We start from the raw sequence: 14,842 nt of genomic DNA on the forward strand, positions 1-14,842 counted from the left end.
TACATCGGGCTGCCGGCCGGGCACGGCGCGGCCAGCCATTCCGCCCGCAGGCGATCCAGCATCGGCAGCACGCGCCGCAACTCTGCCACCAGTTGGGGCGAGGCCGGCGTGATCGGCATGCGCACCTCCGGCGAGATGCCGTGCGTGAGCGACAGCATCGCCTTGATCGCGGACGGGTTCGGCGCGGCGAACAGCAACCGCACGACGGGCTGCATCGCGTCGAACAGGCTGTGCGCTTCCGTTACGCGTCCCGCCTCGTGCAGCCGCTGCACCTCGACGAACAGATCGGCGCACACATGTGCGCTGGCCAGCACGCCGCCCGCGCCGCCGGCGGCGAGGCAATCGAGGAACGCGCTGTCGGTGCCGCACAGCAGCTCGATCGGCAACGCGTCGAGCGCGCCGAAATGCGCGGGCACGCATTCCTTGATGCCGGCCAGGTTCGGATGACGAAGCAATTGGCGCACGGTGGAAGGCTCGATCGTCACGCCGGTGCGATGCGGCACGTCGTACAGCATCACCGGCCGCCGCGTGTGCTGCGCGATCTGCTCGAAATGCCAGAGCACGCCGGCCTGATTCGGGCACAGATAGGCCGGTGGCGATACCAGATAGCCGGCGATCGCGTGCCGTTCGAGCTGGTCGATTTCGGCGAGGAACGCGCGCGTGTCGAGGCCGCCCACGCCGACGAATACCGGCAGCCGGCCGGCGGCGACCTCGACGATGGCTTCCAGCGCGGCGGCGCGTTCGGCGCTGTCGAGCAGCGCGGCCTCGGCCGTGGTGCCGAGCGCGACGAAGCCGGCGATGCCGGTGTCGAGGTACGACGCGGCCAGCGTGCGCAGCGCCGCGGTATCGACGCGGCCGTCGCGAAACGGCGTGACGAGCGGCACCCAGATGCCCTTGAACATGTCAGGCCTCCACGGTGGCGGTGTGCACGATCGGGCCGATGGTGGCCGCGTCGACGCACGACATCAGCAGGTCGAGCAGGGCCGGCATGTCGGGGCTGGCGGTGCCGAGCGTGACGTGGATCGCGCGCCGCGCCGGTTGCACGGCGACGATGTGGCTCGCGAGCGTGGAGGCCAGCAGCGTCGCGAGTTGCGCGTCGCGGTGGCCGTGCGTGAGCGAGATGCGGACGCTGGCGCGCGTGATGCGCGGAGTGGGAAACAGGATACGGAGCGGTGTGACAGCCTTGGCTTGGCGCATGCGATGGAAGGGGACCCGATCGGGTAGGAAGACCCTCCCAGCGTAGCGAGCCGCGTATCAATACCGCGTAAAAAGATCGGGGCGGGGCGTAAACGGAACCGGAACCGGCGCTCAGTCCGCCTCGCCGTTCACGCAGGCCTCCACCACCTCGACGAACACGCGCTTGAGCGCGCTGTCGTCGTCGCGCCAGATCAGCCCGAGCGGCGCGCGGTGCCCGGGCAGCGCCAGCGGCCGGGCCACCACGTTCGGCGGCACGGCGGCCGCCGCTTCGGCAGGGATCAAACCGATGCCGAGCCCGGCCGCCACCAGCGCGAGCATGGTGGTGTATTCGCCGAGTTCGCGCGCGATCTCGAGCGTGACCTGCTGCGCGCCGAGCGCCACCAGCAGCGCGTCGAACAGGCCCGGCGCGTAGCGGCGCGCCAGCACGAACGCGGGCTGGCCGCGCAACTGCGCCGGCTGGATCTCGCGGCGGCGCGCGAGCGGATGCGAGGCCGGCACCGCCACCACGAACGGTTCCTCCATGACCACGCGCGTGCGCAGGCCGCCGGCCGCGATCGGCAGCCGCCCGAGCCCGAAGTCGAGCGTGCCGCCTTGCAGCGCGGCGATCTGGTCGGGCGTGGGCATGTCCTTGAGTTCCAGCGCGATGCGCGGGTAACGCGCGTGCAGGGTGCGGATCACGGTGGGCAGCAGCTTCGGCAGCACCGACGACACGAAGCCGAGCCGCAGTGTGCCGATCTCGCCGTGCGCCGACAGCCGCGCCACCTGCGCCGCGCGCGCGGCCTGATCGAGCGTGGCGCGCGCCTCCGGCAGGAACAGGCGGCCCGCGTCGGTCAGCGCAACCTTGTGACGGTCGCGGTCGAACAGGCGCACGCCGAGGCCGGTTTCGAGCGTCTTGATCTGCATGCTCAGCGCCGGCTGCACGATGCAGAGCCGCTCGGCGGCGCGGCCGAAGTGCAGTTCGTCGGCCAGCGCGACGAACGCGCCGAGGTGTTTGAGTTCCATCGCGAAGGCTCCGCACAGCGTGATCAGCCGCGATGATAACAAGCACGGCGGGGTGGGGCACGTGGGCCGGCGCGCATGTGGAAACTGCCTGGAAACGCGGGCTTCAGTCGATCGGCGGGCCATTGCCACGATGCGTGATTACGGCGACGGTTTCGCGACGATCTCCGCCAGGAAGCGGGCTTCGATCGATCGCCAGGCCATCGCCCTGGCGGCACCTCATCACGGCGTCGATTCCGAGAAAATCTCCACCAGAAAATCGATCACGACACGCACCCGCATCGGCACCCGCCGCCCGGCCGCATGCACCACGTGCATCGGCAGCGGATCTGGCTGGAGCGCCGGCAGCAATTCGCGCACGCGCCCCGCGCGGATCTCGTCGGCCAGCAGCCAGTACGGCGCCTGCGAGATGCCGAGGCCGTGCAGTACGGCCGCGCGGACGTGTTCGGCGTCGCCCGTCAGCAGCGAGCCGCGCGGCAGGTAGGCGATCGATTCGCGGCCCTGCTTGAGCCGCCACGGGCGGCGCTCGCGGTCGCGCGCGAACACGATGCACGGATGCGCGTCGAGCTCGGCGAGCCGCGCGGGCGCGCCGTGCGCGGCGACGTAATCGGCGCTGGCGGCCAGCACCATGCGCGTCTCGCCGAGTTGGCGCGCGCTGAGCGAGGAATCGGCGAGCGGCCCGTGGCGGATCGCCAGATCGATGCCCAGGCCGACTAGATCGACGTTGCGCTCGGACGCTGACAACTCTACCGACACATCCGGATAGCGCCGGAACAGCTCGGGCAGCCGCGGCGTGATCCAGAGCCGGCCATGCGCGGGCGCGGTGTTGATGCGCACCAGCCCGCGCGGCGATTGCTGTCGCACGCCGACCGACGATTCGACCGCCTCGAAATCGTCCACCAGCGGCCGCGCCGCGTCGTAGAACGCCTGCCCGGCCTCGGTGATCGCCACGCGGCGCGAGGTGCGTTGCAGCAGTTGCGCGCCGAGATGGCGCTCCAGCGCGGCGATCTGCTTGCTGACGGCGGGCTGCCCGATGCCTTCCTCGCGGCCCACCGCCGAAAAACTGCCGCGTTCGACCAGCCGGACGAACAGCCGTATTGCGTCGAGACGATCCATGAGCGTGATATCGATCCATTCCAGAGTGGAATCGATGATATGTGCGAGTAGCGCGTTTCGGCAATTGATGAAACGCCTTAACGTACGGCCTCACCGGGTGTCGTGGCGGCGCCGCGCACCCTCAACCGAAGCGAGGTCTTGAACGATGCAAGCGATTTGCGTGACGCCCGAGCGGGCGCTGACAGTGCGCGAGATCCCCACCCCGGCGCAGCCCGCGCCGGGCCATGTGCTGGTGGAGATGGCCGGCTCGGCGATCAACCACGGCGACAAGACGTTCCTGCGCATGCCGCAGGCCGCCGGCAATGCGCTGAGCGCGGTGCGGCACGACGTGTGGGGCGCGTCGGGCGCGGGTGTGGTCGCGGCGATCGGCGCGGGCGTGCCGGCCGCCTATCTCGGCCGGCAGGTGGCGATCTACCGCTCGCTCGGCCGCAGCCCCGAGACGGTCGGCCTGTGGTGCGAGCGCGCCCAGGTGCCGTACACGAACTGCCTGATCCTGCCCGACACGGTCGACGCGCGCGATTACTGCGGCTCGCTGGTCAACGTGATGACGGCCTACGCCTTTCTGGAGGAGATGGCCGAGGCCGGCCACGCCGGCGTGATCGCGACGGCCGGCAATTCGGCGACGGGCTGCGCGCTCGGCGTGCTGGCCCGTGCCCGCAAGCTGCCCGTGATCCTGGTGGCGCGCACCGCGGCGTCGGCCGAGGCGCTGCGTCGCGCGGGCGAGCCGCACGTGGTGACGGCCGGCCCGGCGCTGGCGGACACGCTCGGCCCGCTGGCGGCCTCGCTGAACGCGACGGCCGTGTTCGACGGCGTGGGCGGTGCATTGCTCGGTGCGCTCGCGCCGGCGCTGGCGCCACGCTCGACGATCTACGCGTATGGCTTTCTCGATCGCACCGAGCCGTTCTCGATCGCCACCGCGCTGCTGATGATGAAGGACCTGACGATCCGCCGCTTCAGCAATTTCGAGAGCGCGACGGTGCGTGATCCCGCCCGGCTGGTGCGCGCGCTGACGGCGCTCGAAGGGCTGATCGACGATCCGGCGCTGCGCACGCGGCTCGGGGCGACGTTCACGTTCGACCGGATCGATGAAGCGATGGCGTTCGAGCCGGCCGACGGCGCGAAGGCCGTGTTGGTCGCGCGCGGCTGAGAGCCCGGTCGAGGGGGCGGGTGGACAGCGCGGCGCATGCGTGCTGTCATGCCCGTTCCCCACGACTCTGACAGGAGCTTCGCGATGTCGCGCCCCGATTTCATCAAGCACTGGACCGAACTCGAAGGGCAGGAGGCCGGGCACTACCCCGGCGACCCCGAATCGATGGGCCTCGGCGCGCCGCTCGCGCGCAAGCTCGGGCTGACGCGCCTCGGCATTCATCATGTGCGGCTGCTGCCGGGCCGGCGTACGTCCTATCCGCACGCCGAGAGCGCCGAGGAGGAGTTTGCGTACGTGATCGAGGGCACGCCTGACGTCTGGATCGACGGCCATCTGCACCGGCTCGCGCCCGGCGATGCGGTGGCGTTTCCGGCCGGCACCGGCATTTGCCATACGTTCCTGAACAACACGCAGGACGAGGTGCGCTTGATCGTGGTCGGGGAGACGCCGAAGGACGAGAACCGGATTCGCTATCCGTTGAACGCCGCGCACGAGGCAGCGCGCGACGACCGCTGGATCGATTGGCCCGAACGGCCGCTCGGGCCGCATGACGGGAAGCCGCGCATCGAATGAGCGGGAAGCGGCGCACTGCTTGAACGGGATGCCGCGAATTGCGTGAGCAGGAAGCCGGGCATCATCCGAGCGTCAAGCCACGCATTGCCCAAGCAGAAATCCACGCGTCACCTGAACCTGAAGCCGCGCAGCACCCGACGCGGCGTCCGCCGTGCGCGTTCACGCCGCCGCTCAACCCACCGACGCCCCAGCCTCCCCACCCAGCACCACGCTCTCCACCCACCCAACCAGCCCCTCCAGCACCGGCTGCCAATCCCCACTATCCCTCTGACGCAGCACCGTCACGCCCGGCAGCCACGGCGACACAGTGCCCACACTCCCCCAGCGCCAATCGCCCGACCGATTGACCGGCACGCAGGTCGGCGCGCCGAGCAGCGCGGCCAGGTTCGCGACCGACGAATCGACGGCGATCACCGCATCGAGTTCGCGGATGCAGGCGGCGGTGTCGTCGAAGCCCTCGATATCGGGTGCGTAGTGGCGCATTCCGCGCGGCAGGCCGCCGGCCAGCGCCTCGCCGCTCGGATGATGCAGGCTCACGAACAGCACGCGCGAGGCCAGCGCCGGATGTGCGATCAGCCGCTCGACGGCCTCGCGCGGCAGGCTGCGGCGTGCGGCCCAGCACCGCGCCGCGCTGCCGAGTTCGGGGCGGTGCCGGTGCGAGCAGTCGTAGCACAGGCCCACCAGCTTGCGGCCCGGCGCGGCGGCGCGCATGCGGCGCGCCCACAGCGTGGCGGCGCGCGCGCGGTCGGTCGGCACCCGCAGGTACGGCTCGAAACGGCCGCGCGGCCGGGCGCGCGTGGCGTCGAGCAGCGGCAGATGCAGCAGGCTCGCGTGCAGGTCCGGCGCGAACACCGCGATCTCGCGCCGCAGCGCTTCCGGTAGCGGCTCGCCCGCCCCCACCGGGCGCGGCGCGTCCACTACCCGGCAATCGGGCAGCGAGGCACGCAGCAGCGGCAGCAGCGGCGTATCGCAGCTAATCATCAGCCGCGCGCCGGCATGCAGCCAGTCGCGCGCGGCGGCCAGCATCAGCAGTTGATCGCCGAAGCCGAGCTGGTGCGTGATCAGCACGCGCCGCCCCGACACGTCCCCGCCGTTCCACATCGGCAGATCGGTGCGATAGCTGCCGCTCGACACGGGGTCGTCGTTGCGGCGCAGCCAGCCGGCGAAGCCGCGCGGCTCGCCGAGCTTGAGCCAGGCCTCGCCGAGCCGGTGCGCGGCGAGCGCGGCGGCGGCGGTGTCGCCGGCCGTCGTGGCGTGGCGCATGCCCAGATCGAGATGACGGATGCCGGCCTCCAGGTCGCCCGCCATCGCCAGTTCGTGGCCGAGCCGCGTGTCGAAGCCGGCGCGCGGCCAGGGCAGGCCGGCATGGCGGCGCAGCATCTCGGCGGCCTCGCGGTGGCGTCCGGCCAGCGACAGCGCCTGCACGCGCATTTCGACGAATTCGGCCGCGAACGGGTCGATTGCCAGCGCCTGATCGGCCCATGGCAGCAGTTCGTCCTCGCGCTGCCGGTCGATCAGGCCCCGGCAGATGTCACGCAGGAACGCGGGAATTGCGGCGGCCCGCGCCGGCCGGGCGAGCGGCACGCGAAACGGCTCATCGGGCGAATGGGGAAAATGCGGCGAACGGGGGGAGGGGGTACGCATCGGGCGTCGGTGTGCAGGTGTCTCGGGTCCGGTTCTGTTTCTGGCGCGGGCCGGCGAGCCGGTCGCACATCGTCGCTGCAATCGTCAGTGTAGAGAATCGGTGCCCGTCCGGGGAGGGGCGGCGACGGAAAATCGGTGGCCTCGGATCGGGTAAAGGGGCCGGACACCCAGCCGATATGCGCACGGTTAATGCAGTTGACATGCGCCGCTGAGATAATCGGGAACGCACGTATCTGACGGTTTACCAAGGAGGCAGCACGATGACCGACACCCGTACCGAAGAACTGGACGCCGAAGCGCGTCAGCGCCGCCTGGAAGAAGACCTCGTCGACGCCTACGACGAAGAACTCGAAATGGAGCTGGACGACCGCCGTTTCGACGATGAAGCCACGATGTTCTCGGCAGAACGCCGCGAATCGCGCAAGCAGTACTTCCGCGAGCTGTTCCGCCTGCAGGGCGAGCTCGTCAAGCTGCAGGACTGGGTGGTCGCCACCGGCCACCGCCTGGTGGTGATCTTCGAAGGCCGCGACGCGGCCGGCAAGGGCGGCGCGATCAAGCGGATCACGCAGCGCCTGAACCCGCGCGTGTGCCGCGTGGCCGCGCTGCCTGCGCCGAACAACCGCGAGCGCACCCAGTGGTATTTCCAGCGCTACACCGCGCATCTGCCGGCCGGCGGCGAGATCGTGCTGTTCGACCGCAGCTGGTACAACCGCGCCGGCGTCGAGCGCGTGATGAACTTCTGCACCGATGACGAGTACGAGGAATTCTTCCGCTCGGTGCCCGAGTTCGAGAAGATGCTGGTGCGCAGCGGCATCCAGATCGTCAAATATTGGTTCTCGATCACCGACGAAGAGCAGGAAACGCGCTTCGAGGCCCGCATCCAGGACCCGCTCAAGCAGTGGAAGCTGAGCCCGATGGATCTCGAAAGCCGTCGCCGCTGGGAAGCCTATACGGCCGCCAAGGAAGAGATGCTGTCGCGCACGCATATTCCGGAGGCGCCGTGGTGGGTGGTGCAGGCCGTCGACAAGAAGCGCGCGCGCCTGAACTGCATCGACCACCTGTTGAGCCTGGTGCCGTATCACGAAGTCGAACACGCGCCGGTGCTGCTGCCGGAGCGCGTCCACCACGAGGATTACCTGCGCCGCCCGGTGCCGGATTCGATGATCGTGCCGGAACGCTACTGATCCCGGCCGACACGCCCGGGGCGGCCAGGCCGGCTCGCCTTGGGGTCGAGTGTCGGGGTTGACAAACACACGGGCATCACGGATGCTCTCGCTCCATGACCCGTCTCGCCTTCCCGATCGCGCACATTATTCGCACCATTCATCGAATGGTGGGTTAGCGCGCGCAAGGAAGCCGTCACGAAACCCGCCCCCGAGGCGGGTTTTTTGTTTCCGTCTCCGGGCACGATCATCCCCAAGCCAGGAGCGTTCGATGCTGTCGCTGTCCAGTCGCCGTCAGGAAACCGCCACCCCTCCGTCCGCCGACATCACGTCGAGCGTGGATGCCTATCTGAAGAAGATCCTGACCGCGCGTGTCTACGACGTGGCGATCGAAACGGCGCTCGAACCCGCCCGCCAGTTGTCCGCCCGCGTGCGCAACCGCGTGTTCCTCAAGCGCGAGGACAACCAGCCGGTGTTCTCGTTCAAGCTGCGCGGCGCCTACAACCGCATGGCCCATCTGTCGACCGAGGCGCGCGAGCGCGGCGTGATCACGGCTTCGGCCGGCAATCACGCGCAGGGCGTGGCGTTCTCGGCGGCGCGGCTCGGCGTGAAGGCGGTGATCGTGGTGCCCGTCACCACGCCGCAGGTCAAGGTCGATGCGGTGCGCGCGCATGGCGGCGCGACCGTCGAGGTGATCCAGGCCGGCGAATCGTATAGCGACGCCTACGCGCACGCCGTGCAGGTGCAGGCCGAGCGCGGCCTGACCTTCGTCCATCCGTTCGACGACCCTTACGTGATCGCCGGGCAGGGCACCGTCGCGATGGAAGTGCTGCGCCAGCATCAGGGGCCGATCCACGCGATCTTCGTGCCGATCGGCGGCGGCGGCCTGGCGGCCGGCGTGGCCGCCTACGTGAAGGCGGTGCGCCCGGAGATCCGCGTGATCGGCGTGCAGGCCGCCGATTCGTGCGCGATGGCGCAGTCGATCCGTGCCGGCGAGCGCGTGACGCTGGCCGAGGTCGGGCTGTTCGCCGACGGCACGGCCGTCAAGCTGGTGGGCGAGGAAACCTTCCGGCTCTGCCAGGCCTTGCTCGACGACGTGATCACCGTGGATACCGACGCGCTGTGCGCCGCGATCAAGGATGTATTCCAGGACACCCGCAGCGTGCTGGAGCCGTCGGGCGCGCTGTCGGTGGCCGGCGCCAAGCGCTATGCCGAGCAAGCCGGCATCGAAGGCGAAACGCTGGTGGCGATCACCTCGGGCGCCAACGTCAATTTCGATCGCATGCGCTTCGTGGCCGAACGCGCCGAAGTGGGCGAGGCGCGCGAGGCGGTGTTCGCGGTGGCGATCCCCGAGGAGCGCGGCAGCTTCCGGCGCTTCTGCGAGCTGGTGGGCGAGCGCAGCGTGACCGAGTTCAACTACCGGATCGCCGACGCGCACTCGGCGCATATCTTCGTGGGGGTGCAGACGCGTCGCCGCGGCGAATCGGCCGAGATCGCCGCCAACTTCGAGGCGCACGGTTTCGGCACGGCGGACCTGACCGGCGACGATCTGTCGAAGGAACATATTCGCTACATGGTCGGCGGCCGTTCGCCGCTCGCGCACGACGAGCGGCTGTTCCGCTTCGAATTCCCGGAGCGGCCGGGCGCGTTGATGAAGTTCCTGTCGGCGATGGCGCCGAACTGGAACATCAGCCTGTTCCATTACCGCAATCAGGGCGCCGACACCAGTTCGATCCTGGTGGGGCTGCAGGTGCCGGCCGCCGATCATGACGCGTTCGACCGTTTCCTGGCCACGCTCGGCTATCCGTATCACGAGGAAACCGCGAACCCGGCGTATCGCCTGTTCCTGGCTTGAAGCGGCGAGTGTGAAGCCGAGGGCTTCGATTGGCGCGCCGGAAGGATGAGCTTGAAGCCGCGGGCTTTGGCCGCCGCGCCGGGCGTTCGGTTCACTCGAACGCGGGAAACCCGGCGCGCCCCTGCGTGGCGTCGAACAGCGTGTCGCGCGCCGCGGCCACCTCGGTCACGGGCAGCTTGATCGCCAGCCGCACCGTCATCGCATAGGCGCTGTCCACCAGCTCGAAGCCGGCCTGCTCGATCCAGCGGCGCACGCGCGCTTCATCCGGATAGCCGATCTCGATCGCGAGCCGCGTCATGGCGATGCGCTCGACGCGCTGCGCATCGAGCAGCGCGCCGGCGATCGCATCGGTGTAGGCGCGCACCAGCCCGCCCGCGCCGAGCTTGACGCCGCCGTAATAGCGCACCACGGCGGCCAGCACGCCGTCGAGATCGTGATGGCGCAGCACTTCGAGGATCGGCCGGCCCGCCGTGCCCGACGGCTCGCCGTCGTCGGACATGCCCGACTGGCCGCCCGCGAGCAGGGCCCAGCAGACATGCGTGGCCCCGGCATGGGCGTCGCGCAGCGCTTGCAGCTCGGCCATCGCGGCGTCGCGATCGGCCACCGGGATCGCATAGCCGATGAAGCGGCTCTTGCGGATCTCGATCTCCTTCGTACAGATGGCCGCGAGGGTGTAGGTCATGGCGAGTGGGGCGGCAACGGCGCGGCGGGCGGAAAACCCGACATTCTACGGGCAGGCGCGCGGCGGCACTGCGTGCTGGCTCAAGCGAGACGTGGGGGGCGGCCTGGTTTTGGCCCGTAGGCGGCGCTCGCGTGGCCTTCGCGCTGCCCGTGCCGTTCGCACGTCACCACCTTCAGGCCGTCTGCCCCGGCGCGAAGCAATGCGCGGCCCAGCCCGGCACCGCGTGGCGATACAACAGATGCAGCCCGTCGTCGAACGACACCGCCTTCAGCCCGTGCGCGGCGGCCAGCGTGCCGAGCGCCAGCGCCGAAAACAGCGAGATATGCCCGTTGCGCGGCAGGCAATACCACCAGTCGGCGATGCCGGCTTCGACCTGCGCGTCGGTCACGAGCAGCGTGGAGACGAGAATCGCGCCGTCGTCGTCGAGGTAGCGCAGCAGCGTGGCGACGAGCGCATGCGGATCGGGATGATGCTCGAACACCTCGAACGCGAGGATGTTGCGATAGGCGCCGTCGGCCGGCTGTGCCTGCGACGTGCCGTGATACGGGTCCCACGACGCGACCGTGCCGAAGCCGCGCGCGGCCAGTTCGTGTTCGAGCTGGCCGAAGCCCGAGCCGAAATCCAGGGTGGGCTGGCCGGCCATCGCCGGGAAATGCTGCGCGATCATCGCGGCGTTGTCGCGCGCCCGCGCGCCGGTGCAATCGGGGTCCTGCCGCACGTAATCGGCGTTGTAGATGTGGGCGGCGAAATCGTCGGGCGTCCACGCGTCGAACGCGCGCGTGAACACGAAGCGGCAGCGCTCACATTGGTGGTAGTAGACGGGCACGCCCGCATAGGGATCGACCTTGCGGCCGGCGAAGCGGTCCGCGCCGCCTACCGAGAAATCGAGCACGCCGCACAGGCGGCTCGTGCCGCCGCAACACTTGCAGGCGGTTTCGGCGGCGGCGACACACAACGATGCAATCGGCATGGCGGTCTTCCGGCTCGGTCGGGTGCCGCCATCATGCCAGTTCCGGCCCGGGCCGACCATGCATCGACGCCGACCCATGCAAACCACCCTCGCCAAGGCCCTCGCCGGGTGCGCCGGGGCCGGGCATTCCCTGATGGACGGCAGCACCGGCCCGCATCGCGCATGGCCGGACGCCATACATCGATGGATCTCGATGTCTACATTGAAACGTTGATATAGGTCACGTTTTTTTGACTCAATACGATCGCAGCCAATCCATCGATACCACCAGGAACGCCCCGATGAATCCGACCGAACAACAGGTGATGGCCGCCGCCGATGCGTTGATCGATGCGTTCGGCCGGCACGATCGCGAGGCCTATTTCGCGGCGTTCGCGCCCGAGGCCAGCTTCGTGTTCCATCACGTCGATGCGCCGCTGCGTTCGCGCGAGGCCTACGCGGCGCGCTGGCGCGAATGGGAGCGCGACGACGGCTTCGCGGTGCTCGGCTGCGAATCGCGCGATCGCGCCGTGCAACTGGCCGGCGACGGCGTGGCGATCTTCACGCACGCCGTGCGCACCACGCTGCGCACCCATGCCGGGCAGGACACGCTCGACGAACGCGAAACCATCGTGTTCGCGCGCGCCGGCCAGCGCTGGCTCGCCGTGCATGAACATCTGTCGCCGGCGCCGCAGCCCGGCGGCAGTGCCTGAACCCGTTCCGGCAAAGCGTCATTCAACGCCATCCGGCATCAGGACAACTGAACAAGGATTCCCCATGGAACATCCCGGCACGGCGGACCTCGGCAGCGCGGCAGCGCACGAGGCACCGCGTTTCTCCACGATCGAGACGCGCTCGATCGACTATGTGCCCGACAGCGAGCGGCACGGCAGGGTGCTCGACCAGGGGCCGTTCTGGTTCCTCGGCAACTTCCAGTTCTTCACGATCGCGATCGGTTTCGTCGGGCCGGGCATGGGCTTGTCGCTGGGCTGGACGATCCTGTCGGGCACGCTCGGCATTCTGTTCGGCACGCTGTTCATGGCGTTCCATGCGTCGCAGGGCGCGCATCTCGGCCTGCCGCAGATGGTCCAGTCGCGTGCGCAGTTCGGCTATCGCGGCGTGGTGGTGGTGTTGCTGGCCACGGCGTTCACGTTCATCGCGTTCAACGTGGTGGACGTGGTGCTGATGGCCAGCGGCCTGCATGCGATCTTCGGCTGGTCGCCGGTGGCGATCACGCTGGCCACGGCGCTGTTCGCGCTGTTCCTGGCCGTGTACGGCCACGACTGGCTGCACCGCGCGTTCAAATGGATGCTGTACCTGAGCCTGCCGCTGTACCTCGTGCTGACGGTGGCGATCCTGTTCGGCGGCGTGCCGCCCAAGGCCGCGCACGCGGGTGCGTTCAGCCTGGTGGCGTTCGCCTCGCAGTTCGCGGCCAGCGCCAGCTACAACATCACGTATGCGCCGTATGTGTCGGACTACTCGCGATATCTGCCACGCAGCACCCGGCCGCGCGCGATCATCGGCGCGGTGTTCGCGGGGGCATCCTCGTCGGCGGTGTGGCTGATCGCGCTCGGCGCGTGGCTGGCGTCGCGGCTTGGCGCGTCCGACGGCCTGATCGCGCTGAACGAGGCCGGCAACGCGATCTTCCACGGCTTCGGCGCGCTGATCTCCATCATGTCGATCGGCGCGATGGTCGCCACCATGGGCCTGAACAACTACAGCGCGATGCTGACGCTGATCACCGGCGTCGATTCGTTCCGCGCCGTCAAGCCCACGCGCACGATCCGCATCGTCACGCTGGTGCTGCTCACGGCGGTGTGGGTGACGATCTCGATGCTGCTGACCGGCAACGCCATCGACATCCTGTTCGCGGCGCTGACCATGATGCTGTACCTGCTCGCACCGTGGACGGCCGTCAATCTCGTCGATTACTTCTTCGTGCGGCGCGGCCGCTACGCGATCACGCATCTGTTCACGGCCGACGGCATCTACGGCGCGTGGGGCGTGCGCGGGCTCGTGTCGTACGCGGCGGGCTTCGTGGCCTCGGTGCCGTTCTTCGTGCTGCCGGGCGTGTATAGCGGCCCGCTCGCGGCGCGGCTCGGCGGCGTGGACATCGCATGGGCGGTGGGCTTGGCGGTTGCGACGATCGTCTATTTGCTGCCGTGGCGCCGGCTCGACGCGCGTGCCGAAGCGGCCGCGATCGAGGCCAGCGACAGCGCGCTCGGCCTGCATTGAACGCGGCGGGGCTCGACACCCCGCGCGCTGGATTCGATCGATAGCGGCGCAAGCCGTCATCCATCTATATAGGATAACGAATGAAACTGAAGGCTGCGGCGGCGCTCGCCTGCCTGTGCGTGTCGTATGGCGCGCAGGCGCAGAGCAGCGTGACCTTGTTCGGCGTGCTCGACGAGGGCATCAATTTCACCAGCAACGCGGGCGGCCATGCGGCCTGGCAGCAGACCAGCGTGGATCTCGTCACGAGCCGCTGGGGCATCAAGGGCAACGAGGATCTCGGCGGCGGGCTGCACGCGATCTTCGATCTCGAAAGCGGCTTCCAGGTGGACAACGGGCGCTTCTATTACGGCGATCGCGTGTTCGGCTACCAGTCGTACGTGGGCCTGCAATCGGACGCATACGGCACGCTGACGCTCGGGCGGCAGTTCGACACGGTGGCCGACACGATCGCGCCGCTGACGGCCAACGGCAGTTGGGCCGGCTACCTGTTCGCGCATCCGTTCGACAACGACAACACCGATGCGTCGTTCCATGCCAACAACGCGGTCAAGTTCACGAGCGCGGCGTACCACGGGCTGACGGCCACCGCGCTGTACGGTTTCGGCAATCAGGCCGGCAACTTCGCGCGCAACCGCGCGATCGGCGCCGGGTTGAGCTACGCCTGGAACACGCTGACGATCGGCGCGGTGTACGAGGATCTCGGCACGCCGGGCACCACGCCGGGCGGCAGCGTCGCGCCCGACGACATGGATTTCGTCGCGGGCAACCAGAAGATCTACGGGATCGGCGCGAACTACGGCATCGGGCCGGCGACATTCGGGCTGGTGTATACGCACGTGACGGTGCAGCAGCCCGTGTCGTCGCTGTACGTGGGGGACCTGGGCACGGGCGTGTCGCAACTGCGTTTCGACAATATCGAGGCGAACGCGAAGGTCTACGTGCAGCCGAACTTGTTCGTCGGTGCGATGTATACATACACGCGCGCGCACTTGGCCACGGGTGGTGGCGACGCATCGCTGCACTGGAACCAGGTGGGGTTGATGGCGCAGTACGCGCTGTCCAAGCGCACCGGCGTGTATTCGCAGGTGGCTTACCAGCGCGCGAGTGGCGGCGCGGGCACGCCGCTCGATGGCGCTTATGTGCTCGGCTCGGCCGGGCAATCGTCGAGCGCGCAGCAGATCGTGGCGCGCGTCGGCATCACGCATGCGTTCTGACGCGCAGCGCCGAACGCACGGCGGGCGGCGCTGCGCCCGCCCGCCGTGCGTTCAGAACTTGTAGTTGA

Annotated in this window: 14 protein-coding genes; 7 read left to right on the plus strand and 7 right to left on the minus strand. The window is 69.2% G+C overall.

Features of this window, described 5'->3' with window-relative positions; all coding sequences use genetic code 11:
• From ACYP33_RS28820 to ACYP33_RS28835, 4 genes are all read right to left on the minus strand, one after another.
• A partial coding sequence (locus tag ACYP33_RS28820) for a 4-hydroxy-tetrahydrodipicolinate synthase family protein (protein WP_414448071.1) occupies positions 1 to 902 on the minus strand: 902 nt, incomplete at its 3' end.
• Between the two features lies 1 nt (position 903).
• Positions 904 to 1,197, minus strand: a complete 294-nt coding sequence (locus ACYP33_RS28825; protein WP_459624786.1) for a hypothetical protein — start codon at positions 1,195 to 1,197, stop codon at positions 904 to 906.
• Positions 1,198 to 1,308: 111 nt separating this feature from the next.
• Positions 1,309 to 2,199, minus strand: coding sequence for a LysR family transcriptional regulator (locus ACYP33_RS28830; protein ID WP_459624787.1), 891 nt, complete (start codon positions 2,197 to 2,199; stop codon positions 1,309 to 1,311).
• 219 nt (positions 2,200 to 2,418) lie between these two features.
• Positions 2,419 to 3,312, minus strand: coding sequence for a LysR family transcriptional regulator (locus ACYP33_RS28835; RefSeq protein ID WP_459624788.1), 894 nt, complete (start codon positions 3,310 to 3,312; stop codon positions 2,419 to 2,421).
• A 145-nt stretch (positions 3,313 to 3,457) separates the two neighbouring features.
• On the opposite strand from ACYP33_RS28835, the gene ACYP33_RS28840 reads away from it, so the two are divergent.
• Both ACYP33_RS28840 and ACYP33_RS28845 read left to right on the plus strand, forming a co-directional pair.
• Positions 3,458 to 4,459, plus strand: a complete 1,002-nt coding sequence (locus tag ACYP33_RS28840) for a Zn-dependent oxidoreductase (protein WP_459624789.1) — start codon at positions 3,458 to 3,460, stop codon at positions 4,457 to 4,459.
• An 84-nt stretch (positions 4,460 to 4,543) separates the two neighbouring features.
• Positions 4,544 to 5,032 carry a cupin domain-containing protein gene (locus ACYP33_RS28845; RefSeq protein WP_414441389.1) on the plus strand — a complete coding sequence of 163 codons (489 nt, stop codon included), beginning with the start codon at positions 4,544 to 4,546 and terminating at the stop codon, positions 5,030 to 5,032.
• A gap of 171 nt (positions 5,033 to 5,203) precedes the next feature.
• Here the strand turns inward: ACYP33_RS28845 and ACYP33_RS28850 are convergent, their stop codons facing one another.
• Entirely contained in the window at positions 5,204 to 6,676 is a 1,473-nt protein-coding gene (locus tag ACYP33_RS28850; protein ID WP_459624790.1) for a hypothetical protein, read from the minus strand.
• Between the two features lie 260 nt (positions 6,677 to 6,936).
• Between ACYP33_RS28850 and ppk2 the strand changes: the two genes are divergently transcribed.
• Both ppk2 and ilvA read left to right on the plus strand, forming a co-directional pair.
• Positions 6,937 to 7,860: a polyphosphate kinase 2 gene (gene ppk2 / locus ACYP33_RS28855; RefSeq protein WP_414441391.1), complete on the plus strand. Its 924-nt coding sequence runs from the start codon at positions 6,937 to 6,939 to the stop codon at positions 7,858 to 7,860.
• A gap of 250 nt (positions 7,861 to 8,110) precedes the next feature.
• On the plus strand, positions 8,111 to 9,694 hold the full coding sequence (gene ilvA, locus ACYP33_RS28860; protein WP_459624791.1) for a threonine ammonia-lyase, biosynthetic: 1,584 nt from the start codon (positions 8,111 to 8,113) through the stop codon (positions 9,692 to 9,694).
• A gap of 91 nt (positions 9,695 to 9,785) precedes the next feature.
• Here ilvA and ACYP33_RS28865 read toward each other — a convergent pair whose 3' ends face one another.
• Together ACYP33_RS28865 and ACYP33_RS28870 are read right to left on the minus strand one after the other, a co-directional pair.
• The gene (locus tag ACYP33_RS28865) at positions 9,786 to 10,376 is read right to left on the minus strand and encodes an IMPACT family protein (protein WP_414441392.1); all 591 of its coding nucleotides are present in this window, start codon (positions 10,374 to 10,376) and stop codon (positions 9,786 to 9,788) included.
• Positions 10,377 to 10,548: 172 nt separating this feature from the next.
• Entirely contained in the window at positions 10,549 to 11,346 is a 798-nt protein-coding gene (locus ACYP33_RS28870) for a class I SAM-dependent methyltransferase (RefSeq protein ID WP_459624792.1), read from the minus strand.
• Positions 11,347 to 11,627: 281 nt separating this feature from the next.
• Between ACYP33_RS28870 and ACYP33_RS28875 the strand changes: the two genes are divergently transcribed.
• The 3 genes from ACYP33_RS28875 (at position 11,628) to ACYP33_RS28885 (ending at position 14,774) form a co-directional block, all read left to right on the plus strand.
• On the plus strand, positions 11,628 to 12,038 hold the full coding sequence (locus ACYP33_RS28875) for a YybH family protein (RefSeq protein ID WP_414441394.1): 411 nt from the start codon (positions 11,628 to 11,630) through the stop codon (positions 12,036 to 12,038).
• Positions 12,039 to 12,102: 64 nt separating this feature from the next.
• The gene (locus ACYP33_RS28880) at positions 12,103 to 13,560 is read left to right on the plus strand and encodes a purine-cytosine permease family protein (protein ID WP_414448063.1); all 1,458 of its coding nucleotides are present in this window, start codon (positions 12,103 to 12,105) and stop codon (positions 13,558 to 13,560) included.
• 80 nt (positions 13,561 to 13,640) lie between these two features.
• Positions 13,641 to 14,774 carry a porin gene (locus ACYP33_RS28885; protein WP_459624793.1) on the plus strand — a complete coding sequence of 378 codons (1,134 nt, stop codon included), beginning with the start codon at positions 13,641 to 13,643 and terminating at the stop codon, positions 14,772 to 14,774.
• The last annotated feature ends 68 nt before the right edge of the window (positions 14,775 to 14,842 follow it).

The organism is Burkholderia sp. 3C (assembly GCF_054589155.1).

Coding starts and splice junctions, on each gene's coding strand:
- ACYP33_RS28865 (WP_414441392.1), bottom strand. CDS start 10,376: ATGACCTACACCCTCGCGGCCATCTGTACGAAGGAGATCGAGATCCGC.
- ACYP33_RS28870 (WP_459624792.1), bottom strand. CDS start 11,346: ATGCCGATTGCATCGTTGTGTGTCGCCGCCGCCGAAACCGCCTGCAAG.
- ACYP33_RS28825 (WP_459624786.1), bottom strand. CDS start 1,197: ATGCGCCAAGCCAAGGCTGTCACACCGCTCCGTATCCTGTTTCCCACT.
- ACYP33_RS28850 (WP_459624790.1), bottom strand. CDS start 6,676: ATGCGTACCCCCTCCCCCCGTTCGCCGCATTTTCCCCATTCGCCCGAT.
- ACYP33_RS28835 (WP_459624788.1), bottom strand. CDS start 3,312: ATGGATCGTCTCGACGCAATACGGCTGTTCGTCCGGCTGGTCGAACGC.
- ACYP33_RS28830 (WP_459624787.1), bottom strand. CDS start 2,199: ATGGAACTCAAACACCTCGGCGCGTTCGTCGCGCTGGCCGACGAACTG.
- ACYP33_RS28840 (WP_459624789.1), top strand. CDS start 3,458: ATGCAAGCGATTTGCGTGACGCCCGAGCGGGCGCTGACAGTGCGCGAG.
- ACYP33_RS28885 (WP_459624793.1), top strand. CDS start 13,641: ATGAAACTGAAGGCTGCGGCGGCGCTCGCCTGCCTGTGCGTGTCGTAT.
- ilvA (WP_459624791.1), top strand. CDS start 8,111: ATGCTGTCGCTGTCCAGTCGCCGTCAGGAAACCGCCACCCCTCCGTCC.
- ACYP33_RS28880 (WP_414448063.1), top strand. CDS start 12,103: ATGGAACATCCCGGCACGGCGGACCTCGGCAGCGCGGCAGCGCACGAG.
- ppk2 (WP_414441391.1), top strand. CDS start 6,937: ATGACCGACACCCGTACCGAAGAACTGGACGCCGAAGCGCGTCAGCGC.
- ACYP33_RS28845 (WP_414441389.1), top strand. CDS start 4,544: ATGTCGCGCCCCGATTTCATCAAGCACTGGACCGAACTCGAAGGGCAG.
- ACYP33_RS28875 (WP_414441394.1), top strand. CDS start 11,628: ATGAATCCGACCGAACAACAGGTGATGGCCGCCGCCGATGCGTTGATC.